At 29.2% G+C, this 26,893-nt stretch carries 25 protein-coding genes and 3 pseudogenes; 4 read left to right on the forward strand and 24 right to left on the reverse strand.

All coding sequences use genetic code 11. The annotated features are described in order from the left end of the window. Positions 1-999: a type I glyceraldehyde-3-phosphate dehydrogenase gene (gap, locus tag AJ884_RS07440; protein ID WP_070286561.1), complete on the reverse strand. Its 999-nt coding sequence runs from the start codon at positions 997-999 to the stop codon at positions 1-3. A gap of 59 nt (positions 1,000-1,058) precedes the next feature. Between gap and nadD the strand changes: the two genes are divergently transcribed. Both nadD and rsfS read left to right on the forward strand, forming a co-directional pair. Next, entirely contained in the window at positions 1,059-1,604 is a 546-nt protein-coding gene (nadD, locus tag AJ884_RS07445; protein WP_044779525.1) for a nicotinate (nicotinamide) nucleotide adenylyltransferase, read from the forward strand. 27 nt (positions 1,605-1,631) lie between these two features. Then, the gene (gene rsfS / locus AJ884_RS07450; RefSeq protein WP_002855339.1) at positions 1,632-1,958 is read left to right on the forward strand and encodes a ribosome silencing factor; all 327 of its coding nucleotides are present in this window, start codon (positions 1,632-1,634) and stop codon (positions 1,956-1,958) included. 30 nt (positions 1,959-1,988) lie between these two features. Here the strand turns inward: rsfS and AJ884_RS07455 are convergent, their stop codons facing one another. Together AJ884_RS07455 and pgmL are read right to left on the reverse strand one after the other, a co-directional pair. Next, the gene (locus AJ884_RS07455) at positions 1,989-2,366 is read right to left on the reverse strand and encodes a DUF1090 family protein (protein WP_070286562.1); all 378 of its coding nucleotides are present in this window, start codon (positions 2,364-2,366) and stop codon (positions 1,989-1,991) included. Between the two features lie 47 nt (positions 2,367-2,413). After that, the gene (pgmL, locus tag AJ884_RS07460; RefSeq protein ID WP_083267228.1) at positions 2,414-3,802 is read right to left on the reverse strand and encodes a phosphoglucosamine mutase PgmL; all 1,389 of its coding nucleotides are present in this window, start codon (positions 3,800-3,802) and stop codon (positions 2,414-2,416) included. A 102-nt stretch (positions 3,803-3,904) separates the two neighbouring features. On the opposite strand from pgmL, the gene fliL reads away from it, so the two are divergent. Next, complete coding sequence (fliL, locus tag AJ884_RS07465; protein WP_052794920.1) at positions 3,905-4,441, forward strand: flagellar basal body-associated protein FliL; 537 nt, start codon at positions 3,905-3,907, stop codon at positions 4,439-4,441. Next, a complete protein-coding gene (gene acpS / locus AJ884_RS07470) occupies positions 4,442-4,789 on the forward strand; it encodes a holo-ACP synthase (protein WP_002866684.1) in 348 nt (115 codons plus the stop codon). On the opposite strand, the gene AJ884_RS07475 is transcribed toward acpS, so the two are convergent. The 21 genes and pseudogenes from AJ884_RS07475 to AJ884_RS07575 form a co-directional block, all read right to left on the reverse strand. Next, a complete protein-coding gene (locus AJ884_RS07475; RefSeq protein WP_002862076.1) occupies positions 4,790-5,209 on the reverse strand; it encodes a hypothetical protein in 420 nt (139 codons plus the stop codon). It abuts the gene before it with no gap. Next, positions 5,206-6,567: a cytochrome P450 gene (locus AJ884_RS07480; RefSeq protein ID WP_002877385.1), complete on the reverse strand. Its 1,362-nt coding sequence runs from the start codon at positions 6,565-6,567 to the stop codon at positions 5,206-5,208. The genes AJ884_RS07475 and AJ884_RS07480 overlap by 4 nt, the downstream gene beginning before the upstream one ends. Next, on the reverse strand, positions 6,564-7,685 hold the full coding sequence (locus AJ884_RS07485; protein ID WP_070286564.1) for a DUF829 domain-containing protein: 1,122 nt from the start codon (positions 7,683-7,685) through the stop codon (positions 6,564-6,566). Before AJ884_RS07485 ends, AJ884_RS07480 begins: the two co-directional genes overlap by 4 nt. Before the next feature lie 72 nt (positions 7,686-7,757). Continuing rightward, positions 7,758-8,942: a capsule polysaccharide modification protein KpsS gene (kpsS, locus tag AJ884_RS07490; RefSeq protein WP_070286565.1), complete on the reverse strand. Its 1,185-nt coding sequence runs from the start codon at positions 8,940-8,942 to the stop codon at positions 7,758-7,760. Beyond that, positions 8,939-11,008 carry a capsular polysaccharide biosynthesis protein gene (locus tag AJ884_RS07495; protein WP_070286566.1) on the reverse strand — a complete coding sequence of 690 codons (2,070 nt, stop codon included), beginning with the start codon at positions 11,006-11,008 and terminating at the stop codon, positions 8,939-8,941. The genes kpsS and AJ884_RS07495 overlap by 4 nt, the downstream gene beginning before the upstream one ends. Beyond that, positions 11,005-11,517 carry a cytidine diphosphoramidate kinase gene (locus tag AJ884_RS07500; protein ID WP_044779517.1) on the reverse strand — a complete coding sequence of 171 codons (513 nt, stop codon included), beginning with the start codon at positions 11,515-11,517 and terminating at the stop codon, positions 11,005-11,007. Before AJ884_RS07500 ends, AJ884_RS07495 begins: the two co-directional genes overlap by 4 nt. Continuing rightward, positions 11,507-12,268 carry a CTP:phosphoglutamine cytidylyltransferase gene (locus AJ884_RS07505; RefSeq protein WP_044779516.1) on the reverse strand — a complete coding sequence of 254 codons (762 nt, stop codon included), beginning with the start codon at positions 12,266-12,268 and terminating at the stop codon, positions 11,507-11,509. The genes AJ884_RS07500 and AJ884_RS07505 overlap by 11 nt, the downstream gene beginning before the upstream one ends. Position 12,269: 1 nt before the next feature. Continuing rightward, positions 12,270-12,872, reverse strand: coding sequence for a gamma-glutamyl-CDP-amidate hydrolase (locus AJ884_RS07510; RefSeq protein WP_052804305.1), 603 nt, complete (start codon positions 12,870-12,872; stop codon positions 12,270-12,272). Continuing rightward, positions 12,863-15,202 (reverse strand): PEP-utilizing enzyme, encoded by a 2,340-nt coding sequence (locus AJ884_RS07515; protein WP_070286567.1) that lies wholly within the window; start codon positions 15,200-15,202, stop codon positions 12,863-12,865. Before AJ884_RS07515 ends, AJ884_RS07510 begins: the two co-directional genes overlap by 10 nt. Positions 15,203-15,216: 14 nt before the next feature. After that, positions 15,217-15,978, reverse strand: coding sequence for a class I SAM-dependent methyltransferase (locus tag AJ884_RS07520; protein WP_070286568.1), 762 nt, complete (start codon positions 15,976-15,978; stop codon positions 15,217-15,219). 52 nt (positions 15,979-16,030) lie between these two features. Continuing rightward, a pseudogene (locus AJ884_RS07525) lies at positions 16,031-16,805 on the reverse strand (class I SAM-dependent methyltransferase). Positions 16,806-16,867: 62 nt separating this feature from the next. Further along, a pseudogene (locus AJ884_RS07530) lies at positions 16,868-18,656 on the reverse strand (DUF2972 domain-containing protein). Positions 18,657-18,706: 50 nt separating this feature from the next. Beyond that, positions 18,707-19,372 carry a nucleotidyltransferase family protein gene (locus AJ884_RS07535; RefSeq protein WP_070286569.1) on the reverse strand — a complete coding sequence of 222 codons (666 nt, stop codon included), beginning with the start codon at positions 19,370-19,372 and terminating at the stop codon, positions 18,707-18,709. Beyond that, positions 19,360-19,965 (reverse strand): D-sedoheptulose 7-phosphate isomerase, encoded by a 606-nt coding sequence (gene gmhA2, locus AJ884_RS07540; protein WP_070286570.1) that lies wholly within the window; start codon positions 19,963-19,965, stop codon positions 19,360-19,362. Before gmhA2 ends, AJ884_RS07535 begins: the two co-directional genes overlap by 13 nt. Continuing rightward, positions 19,953-20,972: a D-glycero-D-manno-heptose 7-phosphate kinase gene (hddA, locus tag AJ884_RS07545; protein WP_070286571.1), complete on the reverse strand. Its 1,020-nt coding sequence runs from the start codon at positions 20,970-20,972 to the stop codon at positions 19,953-19,955. The genes gmhA2 and hddA overlap by 13 nt, the downstream gene beginning before the upstream one ends. Beyond that, on the reverse strand, positions 20,969-22,000 hold the full coding sequence (locus tag AJ884_RS07550) for a GDP-mannose 4,6-dehydratase (protein WP_070286572.1): 1,032 nt from the start codon (positions 21,998-22,000) through the stop codon (positions 20,969-20,971). The genes hddA and AJ884_RS07550 overlap by 4 nt, the downstream gene beginning before the upstream one ends. Next, a complete protein-coding gene (locus tag AJ884_RS07555) occupies positions 21,997-23,160 on the reverse strand; it encodes a DegT/DnrJ/EryC1/StrS family aminotransferase (RefSeq protein WP_070286573.1) in 1,164 nt (387 codons plus the stop codon). The genes AJ884_RS07550 and AJ884_RS07555 overlap by 4 nt, the downstream gene beginning before the upstream one ends. After that, positions 23,161-24,207, reverse strand: a complete 1,047-nt coding sequence (locus AJ884_RS07560) for a GDP-L-fucose synthase family protein (RefSeq protein WP_070286574.1) — start codon at positions 24,205-24,207, stop codon at positions 23,161-23,163. Beyond that, positions 24,207-24,767: a dTDP-4-dehydrorhamnose 3,5-epimerase family protein gene (locus AJ884_RS07565; RefSeq protein ID WP_070286575.1), complete on the reverse strand. Its 561-nt coding sequence runs from the start codon at positions 24,765-24,767 to the stop codon at positions 24,207-24,209. Before AJ884_RS07565 ends, AJ884_RS07560 begins: the two co-directional genes overlap by 1 nt. Further along, positions 24,751-26,508, reverse strand: a complete 1,758-nt coding sequence (locus AJ884_RS10130) for a hypothetical protein (protein WP_070286576.1) — start codon at positions 26,506-26,508, stop codon at positions 24,751-24,753. The genes AJ884_RS07565 and AJ884_RS10130 overlap by 17 nt, the downstream gene beginning before the upstream one ends. A 25-nt stretch (positions 26,509-26,533) precedes the next feature. Next, positions 26,534-26,893: pseudogene (locus tag AJ884_RS07575) on the reverse strand (glycosyltransferase family 2 protein); the annotation flags it as partial.

Consider the following 26,893-nt stretch of genomic DNA (forward strand, 5'->3'; position numbering starts at 1 on the left):
TTAAGCCCTATTTGCAATATATACTGCCATATCTACTAGACGACTTGAATAACCCCATTCATTATCATACCAAGCAATTACCTTGATAAAATCATCCACAATCACTTGAGTTAAATCACTTGCTACAATGGCTCCATAAGAACAAGTAATAAAATCGCTTGAAACTCTTTCATCATCATCCACCATTAAAATGCCTTTTAAATTTGTAGCTGCAGCTTTTCTAAAAGCTTCATTGATTTCATCTTTGCTGACTTTACAACTTAGTTGTGCAGTTAAATCCACGCTTGATACATCAATCACTGGCACACGCATACTTTGTCCGTGAAGTTTGCCATTAAGCTCAGGCATAACAAGTTTCATAGCTTTTGCTGCACCTGTAGAAGTTGGAATGATATTTTGCGCTGCAGCACGAGAACGGCGTTTATCTTTAGCTTTAGCATCAATAATACTTTGTCCATTTGTATAAGCATGTATTGTTGTCATAAGTCCTTTTTCGATACCAAAATTATCTTGTAAAACACGACAAACAGGACCTAAGCAATTTGTTGTACAACTTGCATTAGAAATAATGCTTTCACCCTTGTAAAGTTCTGAATTTACTCCTAAAACATAAGTAGGTGTATCATCTTTTGCAGGAGCACTCATGATCACTTTTTGCACTCCCATATCTATAAATTCTTGACATTTTGCCATAGTTAAATGCGCCCCTGTGCATTCTAAAACAATTTGTGCGCCGTATTTTGCAAAGTCAAGATCTTTTACATTGCGACTTTTAAATACTTTGATTTTTTTACCATTTACCACTAAATCATCGCCTTCACTATCAACACTGCCTTTAAATTCACCATGTACTGTATCGTATTTAAAAAGGTATTTTGTAAGTTCAATATCCGTAGTATCATTTATCGCCACAAGCTCAATATCATTTCTTTCTAAGATGATTCTTGCAACACATCTACCTATACGTCCAAAACCATTTATAGCAACTTTTACAGCCATTTAATTTCCTTTTGCAAAATATAATGTTAATATTCTACAAAAAAAAGGTTAAAATTTTAATGAAGATAGCACTTTTTGGTGGCAGTTTTGATCCGCCGCATAATGGTCATAATAGCGTTGTTTTAGAGGCTTTGGAAAAATTAGATATTGATAAGCTTATTATTATGCCTACTTATATCAATCCTTTTAAACAAAGTTTTAGTGCTGATGAAAAGCAAAGATTCTTATGGGTTAAAAAACTTTGGGGGCATTTGCCAAAAGTTGAAATTTGTGATTTTGAAACCAAGCAAAAACGCCCTGTTCCTAGCATAGAAAGTGTTAAGTATCTTTATAAGTTTTATAATCCTAGTAAATTTTATCTTTTAATTGGTGCTGATCATTTAGAAAAACTTCATCTTTGGCATGATTTTGAAAAACTTAATTCTTTGGTAGAATTTGTTATTGCTAATCGCAACGATATAGAAATTCCTAAGAATTTCAAAGATTTAAAAACCGATAAAAAAATCGCTTCTTCTTTCATACGCAATACTTTAAATACAAATGAAGTTTGTGAAGAAATTAAAGATGAAGTAAAAAAATATTATGAAAAATTACAAAAAAATTGATACAATTTCAAAAATTAAAGGAAAATAATGCAAGAAAGAATAGATTTAATCGTTAAAATTTTAGATGAAAAAAAAGCTGAAGATATCAAAACCATTGACATGAGCGAGCAAGAATACTTTGTAAAATATGTCATTATCGCAGCTACTTTAGGAGAAAGACACGCTCTATCTTTGATCGATGAGCTTAAAACACAACTTAAAGCCAAAGGTGAGGAATTTTTAAACATAGATAGTAGTGAAGAATGGAGCGTGATTGATCTTGGTGATATTTTAATCCATCTTTTAACACCAGAACACAGAGGAATTTATAATATAGAAGAATTATTAGAAAATCTTAAAAAAGGTAGGGTTTAAAAAGGCTAAATTTAATTAGCCTTTTAATTTTTAGAGATTATCAATATATTCTTTAATTTCTTTTTTGATTTTCTCTTTTTGTTCTTTTAAAGCTTCTTTTTTAGCTTTATACTCGGCCTTACTCATATAATCTTTTTGTTCTTTTAAAGCATCAAGTTCTTTTTCGATTTTTTCCACTTCTTGTTCTTTAAGTTTTTTAGCTTCTAACTTTTTATCATAAAACATAGGATCTTTAGCACAATCATTTTGTACTTGTTTTAAAGCAAGCTCCAAGCTTAAAGTTCTAGCTGTATCATTATGCGCTTTAGAAAAACTGATTTCTTTATTAATACGATCAATTTTTTTATCGCATTCACTTACACCAAAAGCAAAGGCACACAACGAAAGTAGAATAAGTATTTTTTTCATTTTTAATTCCTTTTTAAAATAAATTTAAATCGCGAAATATTATCTCATCAATTCTTAAGCCTAGCTTTTATCTCATTAAATAAACTGAATACCATACTTTCAAGCTCTTTTGCTCTTTCTAAAGAAGTTGCTTCAAAACGTGTGATAAGATAAGGGCTGGTGTTAGATGCACGAAGCAAAGCCCATCCATCGCCAAAATCTATCCTAGCTCCATCAATTTCACAAAGACTTTTAACACCTTTTAAAGCTCCTTTTTCAATCTCTTTTTGAAATTCTTCCACAAGTTTAAATTTTTCTTCTTCATTTACAGGGATTTTAATTTCAGATGTGGTATAAAGTTTTGGTAAAGCTTTAATCATACTTTCTAAATCAAAACCTTTATAAACAAGTTCTAAGGCTCTTAAAAATGCGTAAATTCCATCATCATAACCAAAATATCTATGCTTAAAGAAAATATGTCCACTCACTTCAGCAGCTAAATCAATATCTTTTTCTTTCATCATTTTTTTGATATTAGAATGTCCTGTTTTTCCCATAAAAATAGTTCCAAATTTAGCCACTTCATCAAAAAGATTTTTAGAACATTTTACCTCACCTAAAATGCGTGGATTAGGAATATTTTTAGCAAACAAATAACAAAGCTCATCCCCACAAAATACATGAGTTTTACTCAAAGCAACTATTCTATCAGCATCCCCATCAAAAGCAAAAGCTAAAGAATAATCTTGATTTTGATTTAAAAATTCTCTAATCGCACTTAAGTTTTCTTCTTCTGTAGGATCTGGAGCGTGGTTTGGAAACTGTCCATCAGGCTCTGCAAACATTACATGAGCTTTTAAATTTAAAGCCTTGATTAAAGGCTTTATCACCACTCCAGCCGCACCATTTGTGCAATCAACACCAAATTTATAATTAAAATCCTTTAAAAAGCTAAATTGCTCGCACATAAATTTCACATAAAGGCTTAAAATATCGTATTTTTCTACTTCTAAATTTTCTTCAATCTCATCATCTAAATGCTTATAAACTTCTTTTGAAAACTCTTTTAATTCCACGCCAAAAAAACTTTCTTTATTGATAGTGATTTTAAAACCATTATAATCTTTTGGGTTATGAGAGCCTGTTATCATAACATTTGCATCAAATTTCAAGCCCTCATAAAGACTAAAATATCCCAATGGAGTTGGTACAAGCCCTATATCATAGATTTTTATTCCCGCTTTGTTAAGTCCACTCACTAGATAATTAAAAAGTTCATTTGCACTATATCTTGCATCATAGCCCACACTTACATTTTTACAGCTTTTATTTAGCATGGTTTGTCCCAAGCAAAAACCTATAGCCTTAACACTTTTTTCATTTAGTTCTTTGCCATAAAGCCCTCTTATATCATATTCTCTAAAAATCACATCTAACATTTTTTCCTTCAAATTCATCTCTTCTTTAACCTAAATTTATCGTTTTTTTAAAGCAAATTTGGATAGAAAAGAAATTTTTGCTACAATTTTACATTAATTTCACTAAATGAAGGAAAATTTATGGATGAAGAATTAGAAAACGAAGAAACAAAAAAGAAAAAAGGAGGTTCACTTGTAATTATTATTGTTATTTTACTTTTTGTTTTACTTCTTAGTATTATGGGAGTGATTGCTTGGCTTATTTCAAGCAGTTCAAGTGATGAAAGTGAAGTCAAAGAAGCTCCAAAAGAAGAGACAAAAGCTGATAAACCTAAAGTTTTAGCTCCTACTCAGCGAGGTAGTGATTTTGCTAATATAGGTCCTATGTACCCACTTGATCCTTTTACCCTAAATTTACTTAGCGATAGCGGCTCAAGATATGTAAAATGCACTATAGAACTAGAACAAAATAGCGAACTTTTAAAACCTGAACTCGATAAAAAAGTTCCAGTGATTCGTGATATTATTATTCGTACATTAACAGCTAAAACTTTTGAAGAAGTAAGTACACAAAAAGGCAAAGAACGTTTAAAAGATGAGCTAGTTGGAAAAATCAATGAAATTTTAACCGATGGCTTTATTAAAAATGTTTATTTTACGGATTTTGTAGTTTCTTAAATGCGTGTAGGCTGTGATATCATCGCCATTTCTAGAATAGAAAAAATTCATTCTAGACATGGCAAAAATTTTTTGGATAAATTTCTAAGCCCAAAAGAACAAATACTCATTAAAAATCCAGCAACTTTAGCAGGTCTTTGGGCTGCTAAAGAAGCTGCTAGCAAGGCTTTGGGTGTTGGAATTTGTGAATTATGCAGTTTTTTTGATATTGAAATATCAAAAGATGAAAAAAACGCGCCTAAATTAAAATATTCTCAAAAAATTACAAAAAATTTTAATATCACTCAAACTTCCCTAAGCATTTCTCATGATAATGGTTTTGCTATAGCCATAGTGGCTATAGTTTGATTATTTTCCTATAGTTTGCTTGTCTAAATTTCTTGAAAGTATGAAATCTACCACAGGTTGTTCTCTTTTATTTGCTCTTTTACAATGATCTTTTTGAAAAAAATCTGTGATTTTTATAACAATCCTTGCCCATTTTTTACGATTTCTTTCACGCCACGCATGAGAAGAAACGCTCTCCCAAGCATAGCCATTAAACAAGCTTGCATTTACAAAATGATCCAAGGCTCTAACACCCTGTCTTGCTCGTGCGGTATTAAAAAAAGTTCCTATAATCACGATAAAAAGATATCCTAAAACTGCTAAAGGTACTATTGCACAAAGCAGAATAGTCCCTGCTAATTTTTCTTTTAAGCTTCCTTTTAAGGTACGTTTTACACGACGACGAAAATTGGCACGAATTTTAGTTCTAACTCTTTTCATAGTTTTCTTTTGCTAAATTTTATCCTCATACCATTAGCAGAACGCACTGTTAAACGCCCTACTACATCAGGTACAAAACCTTCTTCAAGTTCTAGTTTGTAAGTTTTTAAAATATTAGCCAAAATCAAAATCGCTTCTTGCATAGCAAAACCTTGTCCTATACAAATTCTTTCCCCTACCCCAAAAGGCAAATAAGCATCTTTTTTGTATTCTCCTTCAAAACGAGAAGGATTAAATCCATGTGGATTTGTCCAAAATTCTTCATGTCTGTGTATCAGCCAAGGAGCAATCACCACCCCAGAACCTTTTTTAATAAGCTTATCTCTAACTTGGGTATCTTTTTTTGCCTCTCTTGCAAAAAATCCAACAGGAGGATAAAGTCTTAAAGATTCTTTAAAAATATTTGTTAAGTATTTAAACTGTCTTAGATGCGAAATTTCAATGGCTCCACCCTGTAAAACCTGAGTAATCTCCTCATAAGCTTTTTCTTGCTCCTTAGGATAAAGACTAAGCAAATAAAGCGTCCATGTCAAAGAACTTGCTGTGGTTTCATGTCCTGCTAAAAAAAGCATAGCCACTTGATCTAAAATTTCCTCAAAAGAAAAACGCTTATTTGTATCCGCATCCACTACTAAAAGCAAAGATCCTAAAATATCTTCAAATTCTGTATTATCTGCCGTATCATATCTTGGCTTTATGATGTCACTTAAAACCTGCCTAATCACATCTCCGGCCTTAGCACGCTTACGATCTCCTAAAACATAAGAAAGCCATTTTGGAAAACGAAACATACGACGCATGGCTGTATGCACACTTTGCTCTTGAAAAGTCACAAAGGCATTTAAGATTTTTTTACCTTTTTCCTCATCGAGTTTTGAAGACATAATGGTACGAAAAATCACATCAGCGGTAATAAAAGTCATAGCTTCATCTACTTCAATAACAGCATGATTTGGATACTTGCTAAAACGATCCATCATATCTGCCACAGCTTCACTCATAAGATTAAACACTTTATTGATACGAGTCATTTCAAAACTTGGACGCAAAAGCTCTCTTTGCTTTTTCCAAACTTCACCATTTGTAGTAAAAATGCTCTCTCCTAAAAGCGGACTTAAAAGCTCATGCAAAAATGCACTTTTAGGAAATTCTCTAACCTCATCAACCATCATTCTTTTAACTTCTTTAGTATCATTTATAACATAAAGATCAAAATTTGGCATCTTCACATAGCCTGTTTGCATTTTATAACTACGCTCATAAAGCCCATCAAGCCAAGATCTACGCTTTAACAAAAAAGTTAAAAGTGTAGAAGCTTTATTTTTATAAGGTTTTGGAAAAAAGGGACATTCACTCATATTTTTACCTTTTCTTCTAAAAATTTAGGCATTATGATGAAAGAAAAAAAATCATAATCACCTTTAACACTAATACTATAAAGATATAAAAAGTGCGCTTTGTTTTTATCTCTTTTTATTTTTTTATACTCATGTTTTTCGTATAAAGTGTGAAATTTAGCACTTAAAAATGGGGGTGTAAATTTAGCATTTACATCACTCGTGCGAAAAAAATCCACTTGAGGAAAACATGCTCCATCAATAATCGATGTGTAATCATACCATTTTAAATCAAACCTTGAAACAAATTCGAGCTTCTTTCTAAATTCATCTGCTTTTTTTTGATAACTCACTAAAGGTATGCATTCTCCTAAAGTAAGAATTTTTAATTTACGAAGTAAAGATAAATCTAAATTTTGTCTTAAAATACACTCCAAAACTTCTATACAAACTATAGTTCCAACACTATGCGCTACTAAAATAAGTTCATAATCTTGTTTGCTTTCGTTTTGTTTTAGCTTCTCTACTATAGTATTTGTAAAAAGCTTGATTCTTTCTTGCATAGCGCCTGTTTTTTTATCTTGCCAAGTAGCACAAAAAGCACAAATTCTTGCTATCCAAAATACAGCTAATTTCTTACCTAATTTAAATAAAAAATGATTTAGCAAAAATCCTAAAAAACATCCTATGATGATAGCTAAAGAAAAATGCATATAATTTTGCAAAAAAGCAAAACTTCCAAAAACTAAAACCAAAGAAAATAGTAAAGAAAATAACACATAAAAAAAAGGATAATAACCTGTGATAAGTTGATAAATCGACTCTTTGCCAAATTTGATAAAAAGCCCTGTGATAGTATAAATTTTAAAAAAACTATAACAATCCGCTAAGGCATCTTTATAATTTTCTGACCAATTTTTCTTAACAATATCATTCCATGTTAAAAAATGATATTTAGTTTGCACTCCCTCGCAAGAAATTTGAAAAAAAGGAAATTGCTCATTTTTTTCAATTTTACTTAAATCAGTCTTAATGTTAAAAGCATGAGAATAATCTTTTAGGTTTTTTTTAAATAAATCATAATAAAATCTATAACTTTTAGGATCATATCCTGCTATATAAAATACTTCCCTATCCATACAATAATTTCTTTTTGCTTTTAATTATAACAACTTTGCTTTAAAAGCTCTCTTAATCAAAGCTTTTTAGTCTTATTTGTCTAAAAAGAAATTTTTATAAAAATTGCCGTTGAATTGGTTAGTTTGTAAAAGATATTTCTTAAAATTACACACCAAAACAGGATTGGGTTTATAAGCATGAGCTTCACGCCAAAAAAATTGAAGTTTCTTTGGATAAGATAAGCCTTCAAAATCATAAAAAGCATTGCCACAAACCTTAGTCGGACAGCCTTCTAAAATAGCACTAAGGCCTACTGTTGAATTTATAGTAATACAACCTAAAGCCTTTCTTAAAAGAACTGGCAAGTGGGTATCATGAACATATAAAACCCTTCCTTCTACATGATATTTTTGACTTAAATCGTTTATGAGTTTAGAATAATTCTTATAGCCCCTATCCATGGGATGGTGTTTAAAAACTAGATAAGATTTAACTCTTGCATGATTTGCAAAAGAAAGTATGGTTTCCTCTATAAAGTGCTCTATGCTTTTTTTGTAATGATATTTAATTTGCGTATCGCTATAAACTTGTAAAATCGCCAAAAAGTACTTTTTTTCTAAATTATAAATCTTTTCATTTAGTTTTTTTTCTGTAATCTTATAAAGATACTTTCTATACAATGATCTAAACCAAAATAAAAATTCAAAAGGATATAAAGTGCGATGATGAAGTTTGTTATTAAAAAATGGAGCCAAAATAAAAGCAAACAACCAATACAAAAAAGCATCAAAAGCCATAAATTTAAATCCACCTGGAATTTCTTTTATGCTTTCTTTGGTAAAAATATTTTGAGAAAGATAAAAATTTTTATCACGCGGCAAAGAAGAATTTGCATTCACCCCATCTTTTTCCAAAGTAATACAATAAGGTCTTAAATACCCTTCTTCAAAAATCCATACTTCAATTCCTAATTCTTTAGCCACTTTAATAGCCTTAGCATGGATAATACGACAATCATTATACATTAAAATAGCATCGATTTTTTTACTTTGAAAAAAATCCCTATAGAAATTTTCAAGATCTTTTTCATCACACTTACACCTTGTTCCACTAGGATAGAAAAAAAAATCTCCACCATTAAAATTGAGTTTAAAAACTTTGGTTTGGTTTTTTTTCATTTTCATTGCAAGATGATGAAAAAAATTTCCCACAGGCCCTTGCAAGAGTAAAACATTTTTACCGCTAAATTCTTTTTTAATTTTAGTGCTAAATCTCATTTCTTTGCTAAAAATTCATAAAATCTTCTTATTTTTCTAAGCATAAAAGTTTTAAAATCTATTGCCAATTTTATATGTTTTTTTGAAAAATAATCTTTTTGTAAATTTAGCATTATATCTAAACAAACTTCAATTTCACATAAAGTTTTTGTTTTAGGATTTATATATCTTGGATATGTAATCAAAGCACCTGCTACAAGCTCCTCTAGGCTTAGTTTTCTTGTTCTTCTTTCGCATTTATGTTTATCTTTTGTTAAACCCCAACCCGCATAAAAAGGTATACCATAAGTAAAAACTTTTTTAGCTCTTAAAAGAGCATCAAAACCACTTGTAGAAGTAATAGTGTGAATTTCATCAGCAATTTTTATGGCACTATCAATACTGCAATCTTTTACAATCTCATCACAAAATTCCAAGATGAGTGTTTCATCTTTTAAACCCACACGGTTGCCACTTAACACATCAGGATGGGGTTTAAAGATGATATAAGCATCTTGATTTTTAGCACGCACCTCCTTAAGTAAATCAAGAGTGGATAAGCCAAAACCCCCTAAAATCATCGAAGCATCATCTTCAACTTGAGCAGGGATTAAAATAATCTTTTGTCCTATTTTGGCATTGATTTTTAAGTCTTCATGCTTTAAGCCATTGTATTTTGAAAAGCGATTCTCAAGTAAGATTTTTATAATATTTTTCGCCCTATTTAGCATATTTTCATCAAAGATTTCGTTTTGCAAGAGCTCTTCTAGTTTACTTGGTTTGTTTGGATCAATGTAAAGTCCTTTATCATCAACGATTAAAGAAAAAGGGCGCGTAAGATCAGAACCCAATGAAATCGAACGAATAAAACCATCTTCTACTAAAGAAATTTTAGGAGTAAAATGAGATAAATTCTCATCTTGCGCTTTTTTTATAAGAGTGCTTTTAAGAATATTATAATCTATCCTTCTACCCCAAATAAAAAATTTATCATCTTCTTTAAGCTTGTATCTAACTAAAGATTTAATAGAATTTAAAAAAATAATTTCATTATCTTTGGCCTTAAAAAAAGGCTTGATAAAATGCCTTTTCCATAAGGTAAAGCCTAGCATAAAAAGCCTGTTAGAATTTACCTTTTCTATATCTTTATATTTTGCTAAAGTTTGAATAGTATCAAAAATATTACTTTTTTGATTTAAATAAGAATTAAAATACTCGCTATAAAGTATATAAGCAGCATAGAAAACTTCTTCTAAACTTCTTTTTTGCATCCTTCTTTTACACTCTAATTTATCTTTTGTTAGACCCCAACCTGCATAAAATGGCATGCCATAACAAATACACTCACATTCTTGTATCAAAGCTTCAAAACCCATACCAGAAGTTTTGGTATAAACCTTATCAAAAAACTCAAGCAAGGCTATGGGATTAAAATTTTCAGTGATTAAAATACATTCTTTAGGCAAGAAATTTATAACTAAATCACTTTGTTTTTTACCGCTTAAAACATCAGGATGGATTTTTATATAAATTTTAGAATCAGGATTTTCTTTTATGGCATCTTTTATCATATCGACAGTTTTAAAATCTTTAGCAAAACCAAATTCAAGAGAGGCATCATTGGCTGTTTGAGTGATGATTAAAACGCGTTTTTCATCTTTTTGAAAATAATCATCTGGAATATCAAGATTGCTATTGTACTTGCTAATTTTATATTTTTTGATAAGCTCTATAGCTTTTTTAGCTTGCTTGATTTCTTCATCTTTAAATTCATAAGTATTTAAAAGATTTTCAAGCTTTGAAGGTGCTGTTGCATCATAATAAACGCCTATATCATCTTTAACTATAGAAAAACTTGGGCTATTTTCAACTCCTAAATTTAATGAGCGAATAAATCCATCTTCTAAAAGTATGAATTTAGCCTTATGTTTTTTTGCTAAATTCATAGCTTTTAAACCTGATTTTTTGCGTCCCCAGCCAAAGAAAAGATCATCTTTGTTGATTTTTAAATTTCTCTTATATAAAAAAATACTGTAAAAATTCCTAGCATTAGCGATAAGTTTTTTTGATGTTGAGTAATACTTCACAATGCCAATTTCTTTATTATAAATTCAACTTTTTCTTCTAAATTATTTCGACAAGAATTATTGATCACTAAATCAGCTTCTGGTTTATCAAATTCTATATCAACACCAACTACATTATCAATTTCTTTATTTAAAGCCTTAGTATAAAGTCCTTTTTGATCTCTTTGCATTAATTCATGCATATCGCATTCTATATAAATTTCATAATAATTTTTTAATTGCTTTCTATTGTAATCATAAATCTCATTAAACATTGAAATCGTAGTGACAATAACTATCATACCTTGATCGTTTAAAAATTTTGCAAATTTAGCTCTTTTCAAAGCCATATCTATGCGACCTTGTTTATCGTATGCATAATGTCCTAATATTTCTCTTAACTCATCTCCATCGAGATAAATAAGGTTTTTATATTTTAGTTTTAATTTTTCATACAAAGCTTGACCTATAGTTGTTTTTCCGCTTCCAGCTAAACCAGTAAGCCAAATAATATAAGGATTATTTTTCAATTTGCACCTCTAAATCACTCATAAAATCAATTTCACACCAATTGCCATCAATTTTCACTGCTTTTGCGTTGTTGTATTTTTCAATTAAAGCCTGCAAAAAACTTGTCATATACATATTTTCAAAATTTTTATTATCATATAAAATATCTCGGTCAAGCATTTCATAAAAAGCAATAACTTCGGAAAGAAATTGATAAGAAAATTTAAAAAGTCCTATATATTGAGCTTCTATCTCATCATAGGCATTAGCTTTTTTTCCAAGTTCTATAATATAACCATTTGCCATCTTTAATGTTTCAGCATCTTCTAAAGGATTTGCAAAGCGTTTGCTCCAAAGCTTACGCCAAGACTTATCAACTACTATAGCAAATTCTTCTTTGGCATTTATAAGCTTTTGCACGCAATCTTGAAAATAAACGATATCTGCATAAGAAATAATCAAATCTTGTTTTTCTTCGATGCATTTTAACATAAAATTTTTAGCACAAAAAAAAGTATGAACCATATTGGTTTTATCATATTTTGAATTAATAAAAAAATGCTCAATATCATATTTATTAAGATAATTTTTTAGCACATCGTTTAAATATCCACCCACAACAGCTATTTCATTTATACCTGCTGATTTTAAAGCTTCGATTTCATAATCTATTATTTTTTTATTCTTATACTCAACCATACACTTTGGTTGATCTTTTGTTAAAGGCATCAGCCTTGATCCAAAACCTGCTGCTAAGATAATTGCATTCATATTATTCCTTGATTAAACTAAACCACTCTTTTAAAATTTGAATATTATTAAGCCCATTTTCTCTTTCAATATGCCACATTATACCAAAAATATTTTCATACTTATGTTTAAAAGCTTCTATAGTATTATCTTTTGCTAAGCAAAGTTCTACAAGATCTTCACCTAATTTTTCAATAGCAAAATTATGAAAAGAATTACTTATAAATTTTTCTTTTGAGAAAAATACTTCATGTTTGCCTATATGATTTTCACAAGGACTTATATGGCTGTTAAAATAATGAGCTATCATCTGAGCTCCTCTGCAAATTCCTAAAAGTGGTATTTTTTCTTTTAAACAAATTTCTATAACTTGCTTTTCGTATAAATCTCTCTTTTTAGATAAAACATTAGGACTATAAAAACTTAAATCATTACCACCACTTAATATCACAGCTTTTATTAGATGTTTATAATGAGAAAAATCTATTTCATAGCTAAGAGGAAGAGGAGTAAAATTTTTAAATAAATCTTTATTAAATAATTTTCCCCAATCCAAAGCCAAACATTCTCTTTCTTCATGATAACTTTCGTTGCAAATAAGCCTTTGAGTAATACCTATAAACAAAATATTTGCTCACTTTCACATTCTATATTTATTTTTTTAGCTTTTAAATATTTTTCAAAATTTTCTTCTCCAACTCCTATAACAGCAGGCATTCCAAGTTCTGAGGCACGAATGGCCATATGTGAATTAGCACCCCCATAACATGTAATAAGTCCTGCTATATTTTTTGTAAATAAATAATCATATCCAGGATCTGCTGCATAAATTAAAACAATCTTTCCTTCTAAATCTTTATCATTTTCCTTCGCCGTAAATGCAGTAATGCTCTTTTGTGTAATAAAATTTGGAATAATACTATGATTATAAAAAGAAAAAATTTCATCGGCATTGCAAAGCAAAGAAGGAAGTTTTATAGCTTGTGTAAGTTCATATTCTTTTTTATTGCGATTAATTTCTTCCATAAACTGCTCTTTTGGATTTATAGAATAAAGACTAGAATAAAGATTTAAAATGCTTTTTATATCAAGATGAGCCAAATCTTCTTTTTCAATACCATAATATTTGCCTAATTCTTCTATATAAACTATAGCCTTAGAAAGCAATCTAGTGAATTCAAATTTAACAAGCTCTCTACCCTCAATAGCCTGCTTTAAAAAATCAAAAAATTCACAAGCATTAATCTCTAATCCATGTTCTTTAAGTAAAGCATTTAAAGCTTTTGTCTTTTCTTCTGAAAAAACAAAAGCTTTATCTTGTAAATAAACTTTACTATCTTTTTGATCCACATCAAAATAAAGTTCAAAATCTTCATCATATCTTGGAGATAAAATATTATAAGTTCCTGCTCTTAAGTGTCCAAAATCTTTCAAAAATTGATCTTTGTTGTGAAAATTAAGATGGTTTGTTTGTTTGCTTAAATTTTTACTCACTGTATTGAGTGAATTTAAAAAATCATCTTTTTCCTCTTTAGTTATAAAATCAATCTCAACTAAAGAATTTAAAAGTTGCATTGCTACGAATGCAGCCCTAGCCACCCCCGCAAAAGGCAAGGTCCCATAACGCTTGCATTCTTCAATAAGCCAATAAATTTTATCAATTAAAGAAAAATTAGAATTAATAATGCCATCATATCTTTCTTTTAGCTTATAAGCTTTTTGTATGTCTTTTAAATAAAGCCCTGATCTAGGATTAATAATCTTATTTGTAAGTTCCAATAATGAAAATTCTAATCTTTTGATTTCATTTTCATTAAAACCATGATTTAAAAGTTCTTGTAATTTTTTAGAACTATTAAAGTCATAACAAGAATAAACTATATTAAATTCAATCTTATCGTGCAATTCATGATTTTTATTAAGCTTATCTAAATAAAAATTGACAAGTTTTTGCGCGATATTTTCATCTAATTTTTTTGGTATAAAAGAATTAAAAGATAATCTTACATCCACATAAGGAATGCCTAAAAAAGAATGGATTAAAGGATGGGATCTTAAATCTCTATAACCATAATTATCTCTTTGATACGCCCAGATATTATCCGTAATGATTTCTTTATATAAACTAAAAGCTAAACGCTTAGGTCTTAACCCTATGATTTCAGCTGGATTCCAATCAGGCATTACCCCAAAAATGACTTTATCTCCCAAAACTCTAGATCTTGATTCTTTTAAAGACTCAAAACGTTTATAAAATCTATATAAAGCTTCTTTTGGTAAAGAGTGAAATAAATTATTTTTTTCATGCATAACCAAAGGACGCACTTGCAAGCAAAAAAGTTCTTCCTCATCATCTTGAATAACAAATGCAAATTCAACATCTAAAAAACAACAGTCATATAAAACTTCTAATTCTTTTATAAGTTCTATAATTTTTTGAAGTCTAATATCTTTAAATTCTAAATAATCTCTGTAATGATAGTAAGTTTTTGCACTCTTACTACTTCCATCTGTAATAGAGCTATTTGAACCATTTTCATCATATTGAAGACAAAAATAAGGGGAAAAATTATCTTTATCAACACTAAAACCAACACCGCAAAGAGTAATGTTTTCAAGCATAGGTTGAACTAAAATTTCATCGCTTTTTGATGGCATAGAATTGGCAACTTCATATAAAGCTTTTAATAATTCATCTTTAGAATCAGCTTTAATATTTGCCAAAGAAAGAAAAGCACCTGCATTAGAGTTTTTCATACTATCCTCACTTAAAGAAGAACTTCTTATAATGAGTCTATTAGCCTTTAAAATTTGAACGTCCTGCAAAACTTTATCTTCATTTGATATTAATTCTTCAAGCGAAGTTAAAACCAAAGGTAGAACTTTTGCTTTTTTTAATTTTGTTTGTAAATTTTTTAAATTTTGTGCTTTGGTTTTAAATTTTAACTCCGCCATATTTTTCCTTAGTTTTATATTTTTTTAGCACTCCAACAACGAGTGGTATATTTTATGCTAAATTCCTTAGGAAGTCTTTGTGAAATTTTATCACTAATTTTATTAAAAAGTTCATTTCCTTCATCAGTCTCCAAATCCCAGTAAGGATTTTTAACACTTTTCCATGCATTAATATAATTTTCAATGCTTTGATGAAAATAAAAATCCTCTTCAATATAAACAATATTATCAAAAAGATCCTTTCGACTCTCTATAATTGGTCTTTGATCTTCTCTTCTTGTTCCCCTTGTATAATTTGGTACAAATTCTACAATAGTATCTTCAGCTATTTTTTGCACAGGATCGTTTAAATCCCTGTGATTCCACATACAAGAAAAATATCCCTCTGATTTTAATAAGCGATGTGCCTCTTCTAAGGCTTCATTTCTATCCATTACATTAAAACTACTACCAAAAGTCACCCAATCAAATTCACTATTTTGAAGTGTTGAGTTTAAGCCTGTTGCTCTAACCCAGTCAATCTTTTGACCCTTAGTTCTTTCTATCCCGATCTCACGCATCGCATCATTTGGTTCTACAGATACTACCTTACATCCTCTTTCTAAAAGCATAATGCTTAAATTTCCAGTTCCTGCACCGATATCAGCCACCTTGATATCTTTTTTTCCAACTAAACTAATAAGCATATCTATAGTTTTTGGAGCATAATTTGGTCTATAGCTATAAAATTTAGCATGCTTGGTATAATCCCACACTTGTTCTACTAGTTTTTGCATTTTGTTTCCTTTTTTTCATCTTTGACAAGCTTGATGAAAAAAAGGAGGTATTTTATGCTTTTCTAGCTGTCCATGCTCTTATTTTATAAGGAATCTCTATACTTTGCATATGAGAAATTTTAGCTTCTATCATCTCTAAAATTTCCTTCCATCTTTTTTCACCTGCTTGTGCTTGTATATCATTTACAGAATGCCAAGCTCCAAGATAACGCTCTTTATCCCAAAACTCTTTATAGTCGCACTCCATAAAAAAGCAGTCTGTGAAATCTCCTGTTGAAACAAGAATTTCTTCCCATTTTTTAGCATTTTGAGTGCCACTGCTTACACGAGCAAGCTCTGGAACAATATGTTTAATCTCCTTTTCGATCTCATCAAAAACCGAACCCTCTACAATGTGGCGAGGATTCCAAATCGCAGTGAAATACCCCCCCCCCTATCAATATACGATTAAATTCTGGGAGAGATTTTTTAGGATCTGTCCAATGGAAAGAACTAGCCATGATGACCCAATCAGCTTGATTATTGCTCATGCAGGTTTCTTCACCACTTCCTTTGTGCCAAAAAATATTTGATAAATTTTGTGTAAATTTTTGTCCTTCTTCGCGCATATTATCGTTTGGTTCCACAGCACTAATTTGGCATCCAAACATTTCTCCTAGTATCTTAGTAAGTTTTCCAGTTCCAGCTCCTACTTCAACAATATTTAAATCTTTTAAATTTTTATTTTTATCATTGATACAAGCTACAAGTTTTTCAAGTAAAAACGGACTATAAGCAGGTCTATTATGATAATGCTTTGCAACCTCTGTAAAATCCCCTTGTTTCATATTGATTCCTTTCTCTAAATTAAAACATAATTATATCTTTTTTTTATTAATTTACAAATCTCTTAAATATTACCATCCAACTCCTTGCACATTTTTTCAAATTCTTGATAATACTTCCAAGAAGCTATTATATCTGGACGATGTTGTTTGATATGAACAAGTTCTTTATTTAGTATGTTTTTTAACTTTTTTCTTATTTCTTGGTTTGATTTTAAATATACAAGCACATCTTTTTCTTTTATTTTATTTGCTACTATCTTTTTAATTTTCAAATCCAATTTATTTAAAAATTCTATAATATACTCTTTGATATAATTTAAAAAATTACTATTGCAATCAATTAATTCGATGTAAAAATTATCAATATAAAAATGCACTTTATTGTACAATTCATGATTTTTAGAAAAAATATATTTAAATATATCAATTTTTTTGCTTTGACTGACAGTTGCTTCTATATAGATAGGAATTTTCTGCCCTTCATAATAAATATTTAAAACTAAAGGTAATATATATTTAAAATCATTATATTTAATTTCTTTAAAATATTTCATATCACTAAATTTTGGCTGGTTAAAATCTAAAAATTTTGATAACCTTAATAATGTTTGGAAGGATTGCTGTGGAGTAATTTCATCCATGTCAATATAAAGTACATTATTTTTTATAACTTTATTAAACAAAGAATTTATATAAAACGAGCTATGCTGAATTGTAAAATCAATTGTTTCTATAATAGGCAAATCGCTAACAATATCACCTAGATAATACTTGAAACGATCTAATGTTTTATCTATATCATCATTAATAAAAAAAACATCGTAAAATTTTTGATTACTTTTAGCAAAATATCCATGATTTACACCTGTTTTTAATCTTTCAATAGGATCTCTGACTAAAACTAAAATAGTAATTTCATTATTTAATAAACTTAAAATTTTATGTTCAAATGCAAAGTTTTTCTTCCATAAGCTTATAATACATAATACTGCTTTTTCTTCACACTGAGTGTATAAAATATTTTTATAATCACTTTCAGCGTATACTAAATAACAAGAGCATTTTCTAAGGTATAAATCTAAAGCAAGATGGCCAGATAAACCAAATCCTAAATACACAAACTTATACCCATCAGGTAAAGGCAAATTCATCTCCCAAGCAAGTTCAGCAGATATGTTATGATAATTGATTTTTTCATTTTCATCATTTAATTTTTTAGGATCAAGTAAAGAAGGGTAAGGATGATTTCCTTTTTTATATCTTTCATTAAAATCATCTGATAACAACCATTCTTCTATAAGATCAAAATTTTGTATAAAATAATTAAAATTGTGAAAGATATTATCTAATATTGTTTTATAGTCTTGATGAATTTTTAATATATTTTTTATTCTTAGAAATTTTTTTAAAAATAATTGTTTATTATCTATCAATCCTTCAAGGATACTAGAGCTAAACTGATCAAATTCTTTAAAAATTTCTCTAAAAATTTGAAATTCTTTATTTGCTTTTTTAATATTATTTTTTAATTTAAATCCACCTCCTTTATACCAATTCTGATAAGCCTTAATTAAAACTTCACCTATCATGTAAGATAAATGGAATTTACATCTTAAAGCTTCATTATAATCAGAACATGTTTCTAAACTTGGGTATTTAAGTTGGGGAAAGACTTGTATGATTTGTTGATAAATTTTTTGTTCTTTTTTATGTTGTTTTTTGATTTTATAGAGTTTTTTAAATAATGCTATATACCCCCCCCCCGTTATGTCTATGTTCTATCACAGTTTGACCTAGTTTATAAGCTAAATGGTTTTTTACTCTTTCTATGGCTGAATTTGGGTTAAGCATGGGTTTTTCCTTTAAAATAAATCAATCAAAAAAACAAGAAATAATTATATTCAATTATTGATTAGAAAATGATAATAATCCTCAGGCACACCAATATCTATAAAATAATCATCAAAAATACAAGCCCTAGCCTTTAGTTTTTTATAATTTTCTTGTAAAAACTCTTCAAAAGAAAATTTTTCCTGCAAAGCAAAATCATTAAAAATATCTTTGGTTAAAAGATAAATTCCACCATTGATTAAACCTTGCTTTTTAAATACCTTTTCCTCAAAAGAAATTACAAGATCTTGTTCATCAACATTTACAGTACCATATCGATCAAAATTTCGCATTTGCTTTAGTGCGATGCAAATTTTGCTATCATTTAAAATAAGTTTTTTTAGATCAATATCAAATATAGTATCTCCATTTAAAATATAAGCTTCATTTTTTATAAATTTCAAAGCCTCTTTTATAGCCCCACCCGTTCCTAGAAGCTCTTTTTCGATGCTGTATTTTATTTTTATACCTAAAAACTCATCTTTAAAATACTCTTTTATCACTTCATATTTGTATGATACTGCTAAGATAATCTCTTTTATGCCTTGTTTTTTAAGATACTCAAAAATAAATTCTAAAAAAGGTTTATTATTTATCGGTGCCATAGGCTTTGGAATGTCCTTTATAACACTTTTAAGTCTTGTTCCTAAGCCGCCACAAAGTATTATTGCTTGCAAAAAAAACCTTTACCGAAAAGCTCTTCTTCGACAATAGCACAAATAATATGTCCTATTAAAATATGTGCTTCTTGAATTCTTGGCGTGCAAGTTGAAGGCACTTTTATACAATAATCACAAAGTTCATTCATCGCTCCACCACTAACTCCACTTAAGCCTATACTTATGATTTCTTTTTGTTTGCAAAGCTCTAAAGCTTTTAAGATATTTTTACTATTTCCGCTTGTTGAAATGCCTATAAAAACATCTCCTTTAACACCTTGAGCTTGCACTTGTCTAGCAAATAAATTTTCATAACCATAATCATTGCCAATAGCTGTTAAAATACTTGTATCTGTAGTAAGTGCAATACTTGCAATACCAGGTCTATCAAAGTAAAATCTACTCACAAACTCTCCTGCTATATGCTGTGCATCAGCTGCGCTACCACCATTTCCTGCAAGCAAAGTTTTGTTACCATTTTTATAAGCTTTTATGACTTCTAATGAAGCATTTTTAATAAGAGTTATCAAATTCTCATCTTTTAAAATTTGCTCTTTTACCAAAATCGATTCTCGAAAATGTTCTTTTATATAAGAATTTAAATTCTCCATGATTTAACCCCCTCTTTTGTAAATGAAAAATCTTGTACATAACCTTGTTCTTTGTTTAAAGCTTTGATTAAGTTGTATTTTTTTGTAGGATCTACAAAGAAAAACATAAACCCACCTGCTCCTGCTCCACTAGTTTTGCCACTATAAGCTCCATTTTGCATAGCTAAATGATAAATTCTTTCAAGTTCGTCATTACTAACGATTTCTGAAATAATTTTTTTTGACTGCCAAGACTTGCCTAAAATTTGTGCCAAAGTATCAAAATCCGCCTTAAACAAAGCTTCTTTCATCTTTATAGCATCTTGTTTTATGGCATGCATAGCTTCGAGAGATTTTTCATCTCCAAGTTTTCCTTTTTTATGCTCTTCTATATCTTTTGCTTCTCTTGTGATATTTGTAAAATAAAGTACAGTTCTAGCTTCAAGCTCACTAGCTGTCCAGTTTTTAATACGCAAAGGATTAACAATTACTCTTTTATTATCATAAAATTCCATAAAATTAAATCCACCAAAAGTTGCAGCATATTGATCTTGTGCTCCACCTACTATGCCCAAATCTTCTCTTTCTATCTCATAAGCAAGTTTGGCAATTTCGTATTCTCCTAAAGGAAGATTAAGCCATTCTGCAAAAGCCTTTATAACCCCTACAACTAAGGTTGAGCTTCCACCTAGTCCACTACCACTTGGTACATCTGAATAAGTGTGCAAAGAAAAACTTAAAGGTTTTTTTGTAAAATCTTTTACAATGCGATTGTAAATGCTTTTAAAAATATCTAATTTTCCATCATTTTCTAAGAATTCTCTGCTTTCGTATTCAGAGTAAGAATTTGTATCAGGCGAATCAAAAATGATTTTTCCATCTTCTCTTTCAATCAAAGTGCAATGTATATATAAAGATATAGTTGCATTTAAAACATAGCCTGTGTATTTATCACAATATAAATTTATATCAGTCCCTCCACCTGCTAAACCAAGGCGAAGAGGAGTTTGCGTGCGTATAGTTTTCATCTATTTAATGGTATCCTTCCTTTTTTTATCTCATCTCTCCAATGATTTAACAAGTCCTCAAACATTTTTCTAGCTGGAATTTGGGGTTTCCAGTTGATATAACTTTTGATTTTTGTGTTATCAAACATTTGATAATCCGCATCAATAGGACGCAATCTTTGCTCATCTTGTTCTATTTTTATATCTTTTCTTGTAGAAAATTCTAAAAGTATATCTATAACTTCAGGAAGTTTAAAGGCTTCTTCACCTGCTATATTAAAAGCTTCGCCACAAGGAATATTTCTTTTTTCACTTTCAAGAGAAAGTAGATAATAAGCCCTTATGGCATCACGACAATCTTGAAAAGTTCTTATGCTTGAGAGATTTCCAACCTTGATAACAGGCTCTTGATAGCCCGCTTCAATCAAAGCAATTTGTTTTGCCACCGTGCTTTCAAAAAACACATCAGAACGTCTTGGGCCGCTATGTGTTCCCATTCTTGTAACAAAAGTGCGGATATTATAAGCTTCGCCATAAAATTTTCCCAAATAATCAGTGCCGATTTTGCTTATGCTATAAGGACTTGCACCGTGAAAAGCTGTTTCTTCATTGAGTTTAACACCTGCTTTTGCTTTACCATAAACTTCACTTGAAGAGCAGATATGCACTACAGGGTCATATCCATCTTTTGCCTTTAAAATTCTAATGTTTTCCAAAATATTTGCTGTGCCTATTATGTTAGTCTGTAAAGTTTCAATCGGTATATCAAAAGAAGTTTTTGGATAAGACTGAGCTGCTAAGTGAAAAATCACATCAGGCCTTTGACTCTCGAAAAGTTTTTGAAGACTAGAGTAATCATTTAAATCTGCATAAAAAATACTGATTCTATCTTTTTTATTTATTCTGTCGCTTAAATGATAGATATTATCCATAGGTTCTTGCCAACGCATCATACCTATAACATCATAGTCTGTATTTTCTAGCAAGAAATCTGCCATTTGTGAGCCAACTTGCCCTGTAAATCCTGTAATTAACGCTGTTTTTTTCATAAACTATCCAAAACTTTTTTAAATAAATTAATTTGATTGCTAATGCTAAATTGGTGATTGCCTACAAAAAATCCTTTTTCATGTATATATTTTGCATTTTTTAATTCTTGATAAATTTCATAGTCAAAATACTTAATTACCTCATTTTGTGTAAAATTTCCAGTTGCTATAGGACGATACTCTATATCATTTTCTTCTAGTTTTTTAATAATATCTTTTCTTTGTAATTTAGAATTTGGTTTAATTACCAATGAAAATCCAAACCATGAGCTACTTCCGATTTCTTTTTGCATAATAAATTCAGGATGATTTTGAAAGTATTCGCAGAATAATTTCGCGTTTTCTCTACGATGTTTTAAAAACATAGGTAATTTTTTAAGCTGTTCTATACCGATAGCCCCACTCATTTCCACTGGACGCACATTATATCCTGGCAACACAAAACGAAATGACTCACTAAACCAATCGTCGCTTTTATTGACTACTAAATTTTCTTTTGGAAGATTTCTAGTCCAACCATGTGCTCTTAAACATAGCAAAATATGATACAGCTCCTCATCATCCGTGACAACAAAACCACCTTCCATTGTGGCCATATGGTGAGAAAAGAAGGTTGAAAAAGTTCCCATAATACCAAAAGTTCCAGTTTGCTTTCCCTTATACTCTGCCCCCATTGATTCGCAATTGTCTTCAAGCAAAATAATATCTTTTCCTTTGATAAGATCATTAATCGTATCAAAATCATTAGGATTTCCTAATAAATTTACAATCATGATCATTTTTGTTTTATCGCTAATAGCACTACTTAAAGCATCTAAGTCGTAATTTAGTGTTTCTAAATCTATATCTACAAATTTTAATTTCAAGCCATACTGATAAAGTGGATAATAAGTAGTACTCCATGATACCGCAGGAACTATAACTTCATCTCCTTTTTTTAATTTAGGGTTTTTTGTATAAAATAAGGCTGCTGTTGCTATCAAATTTGCAGTTGAACCTGAACTTGTCATAACCGCATACTTTGAGCCTATAAATTTAGCAAAATCTTTTTCAAATTCAGCCACCTTTTTGCCCATAGTAAACATATCACTTTTGATAACATCTTGTATTGCTTGCAATTCCTTTTCATCCCAAGTTGACGAGGCTAGTGTATATTTCATTTATTCTCCTTTATTTAAATACCAATCATACATCATTTTAATACCATCTTCAAGTTCAATTTTGTGTCTCCAACCCAAAGAATGAATTTTAGAACAATCCATCAAACGATCCATTGTGCTATCTGGTCTATTAGGATTAAAAATCAATTTTCCTTTAAATCCGACAATTTGCTTAACCATTTGAGTAACTTCTGCTATGCTATAATCAACACCTGTTCCAATATTAATATGCGTATTTTTTATTTTTTCATCTTTATTATATAAATCAGAAAAATTTACATTTTCCATAACATAAATAGCAGCATCAGCCAAATCATCACTATGTATAAATTCTCTTCTAACCTTCCCTGTCCCCCAAATTTCCACATAGTCTTTTGAAATACCAAAATTAGCTAAATACTTCTTCGCTTCAACAAATGATTTCATTTTTAAATCTTTTAAAATTTCACCCTCTCTTTCCTCTTCTAGTAGTTTAGCTAGATGAAATTTTCTAAGTAGCGCCGGCAATACTCTAGACTTTTCAAAGTCAAAATTTGCTCTTGTTCCATATAAATTATTTAAAGCTAAAGTTATAAAATTGGTTCCGTATTGAATATTATATGATTCACACATTAATACACCTGATATTTTTGCAACACCGAACGAGGTTGCATTATATTCTAATATATCAGTCAACATACTTTCTTCTTTAATGGGATTAAGAGTTTTTTCAGGATACATATAACCTGAACCAAAAAAAATTAATTTTTTTACTCCAAATTTGAAAGATTGATGGATAATATTATTTTGTATAGTTGTATTTTCGTATATAAAATCTGCTCTTTGAGATACATTAGCAGCGCCACATGGCAAAACTGCTGCTAAAAAAACATATTCTGGTTGCTCGTTTTTAAAAAATTCAATCACAGCTTGTTGATTTAACAAATCAAGTTCTTGTCGTGTTTTAAGAATTAAATTTTCATATCCTCTTTTTTTTAAGTTTTCTACTAAGGCAGTACCAGCTGTACCTTTGTGTCCTGCTATATAAATTCTAGAATCTTTATTCATTAAAATCCTTTAGTATGATCATTAATTGTTGCATCAATATCCCTATCTGATAATATAGGATTGCTTGTTGGCCAATCTATAGCAATTCTACTATCATTCCATGCATAGGTAAACTGATCTTTGGCATCAACATATTCACCCTCATAAGCCCACTTGTAATAATATAAAGCATCACTTTTTGAGCTAACATACTGCGCATTTCCAAAATAAGGTGGAATTAAAATTAATTTCTGATTATTTTGATTGATAATAAATTTTTCCCATTTTAGATAAGCAGGAGAGTCTTTTCTACAATCAACCACTACTTGATGCACTTCTCCATACACACAAGTTACCAACTTCCACGACTTGTGATCTCCATGAATTCCTCTTAAAACATTTGGTTTTGATAAAGTAAATTTATCCAAAACAAAATTTAGGTTATCAGGAAGCAAATGCTTTAAACAATCTTCAGAAAATGCTGACCAAATCTCCCCTCTCAAATCTCTAAATTTATTAGGAGTTATTATATATACCCCTTTTAAAATTTTTGATTCTTGTATGTCAAATTCTATAGCCATTATTATCTCTCCCTTCTTGTTTAGCCTTCCTTTTCAATCTAGGTATATCTTTGAATATAAATTTAATATATCCCCCCTTATACCAACTTTTATGAGCTTTTATTAAAGCTTCTCCCAACTTATAATTAAAACATTCTTTATATTTTAAAGCTTCTTGATAATCTGGATAATTTTTGAAACAAGATAATTTTAAAGATAAATCTTTTTTGTATTTTTGTTCTTGCTTGTGTTTATCCGAAATATAAGAAAGCACATAAGGCATTCTGATTAATCCTAATATACTTTTTGAATTTTCTACTATTGCTTGCCCTAATTTGTATGATAAGTGATTTTTTACCAGTTCTATTGCTGAAAAATTTAAATTAGACCTTGATAATTTTAAATTATTTTTTTTAAAAATAAACAAAGCTACAGCTTCCTCCATTTCATTGTTACATAAATATTCTCCTTTAATAATTTTTATGCATATCTCTATACTTATTTCAAACAAAAATCTATGTTTATCATGGTATCTCACAAAATAAAAATACATAAAACCATACAAGGAAGGAATTTCTTGATTTGATAAAATAAGTGATTTTATTTTTTCTAGCTCTTTGTTATTTAAATTATCTAAAAATAATTTTAAAATTTTAAAATTATTATTTTTTAATAATATATAAATATAAAATAATTTAAATAAAAAACATTCTTTATATAAAAAAGTAGCATTCTGTAAAAAAAATTCTTGTTCTTTTGGATCTCTATTTAACCAACTTGAATAAATATAAAGCATAAAATAAGAAGTTGCTGTTTGCTCATCATTAAATTGAAATTGTTTTACACCGTCATACAACATATTAAAAAGTTGCTCTGCTGTAAAACTTTGATAAATACCACAATCCTCTCCTGCTGAAATAAAATTAGCTAATCTTGAAAACCCAGAAAATCTAGTAGAATAAATTTTATCGGCCTTAGACATTAACAAAACTTCAAAAAAAGTTCTTTCCGAGCTATTTAATTCATTTACAAAATTAAAATCTTCAACTGTAAAAATATTAATATTTTGACCCAAACATTGTTTTTTTAAATCTCTAGTTGACTTACAATCATCAGCGAAAACTAAAAATTTATTACAATTTTGAGTATCTTTAAGACACTTAATCATAGAAGCTGCTAAATGAAAACATATCATTTTTAAATGACCTATAAAAATAATATCTCCACATTTACTATAAACAATATCTCCACTTCTAATATGTATGGCGATAAAATTTCCAAATTCTTGATAAATATTATTAACATTATCTATAATAAATTGATATTTTTGAGAAAATTTAATATTTGTCCATGCTAATTGCAAATCTTTTTTATATGATTTAAGATCATAATCAAAAAATTCACTTAAATACATTTGACTATAAAAAATATCCCCCCATTCATATCTTACAAAATCCAGCCAAGATTTAATTTTACAATTTTTTAATTCTGAAATATCTGGAAAATCTTCATGGTTTATATCTTGAAAATTAAAAGCATAATGCTTTTGAATAAATTCATCATCGAAAATTTCTTCGATATTTGGAATGCAGGATTCTGGGGTAAATAAATCTAATTTTTCAGCATAAATATTTCTTGATAAGCCTAAATTCCAAGTAAATTCAAACTTCAATTTTAAGTTCTTAGCGATCACCATTGCATTTAAAAAAGCACACATTCTTTCACCGAGTCCATCTTTTCTTACGGCAATTATTTTTTTCAAATTAAAACCTCCATTTCGAAAAAAATTAAATTTTATATTTTAAAATTAGCAAAGGAAATCTAAATAAACCACCTTTATGCCAAGTTTTAAAAGATTCTAATAAAATTTTTCCTAGTTTATAAGATAAGTGTTCTTTATACTTTAAAGCTTCTTGGTAATCTGGATAATTTTCTAAAGGGGGTAATTTTAAAGTTGGATCTTTTTTTATTTTTTGATGATATATTTTTTGATCTTGTTTGTAATTTAAAAATGTTGATAACAAATATATTGGCATAAATAGAATGCCAATAATACTTTTAGAATTAATAATCATAGTTTGACCCAATTTATAACAAAGCTGGTTTTGAATTCTTTGTTTAGCTGTGCCATATAAATTGGTGTTAAA

Origin of the sequence: Campylobacter sp. BCW_6463, assembly GCF_001762785.1 — a bacterium.
Lineage (GTDB): Bacteria > Campylobacterota > Campylobacteria > Campylobacterales > Campylobacteraceae > Campylobacter_D > Campylobacter_D jejuni.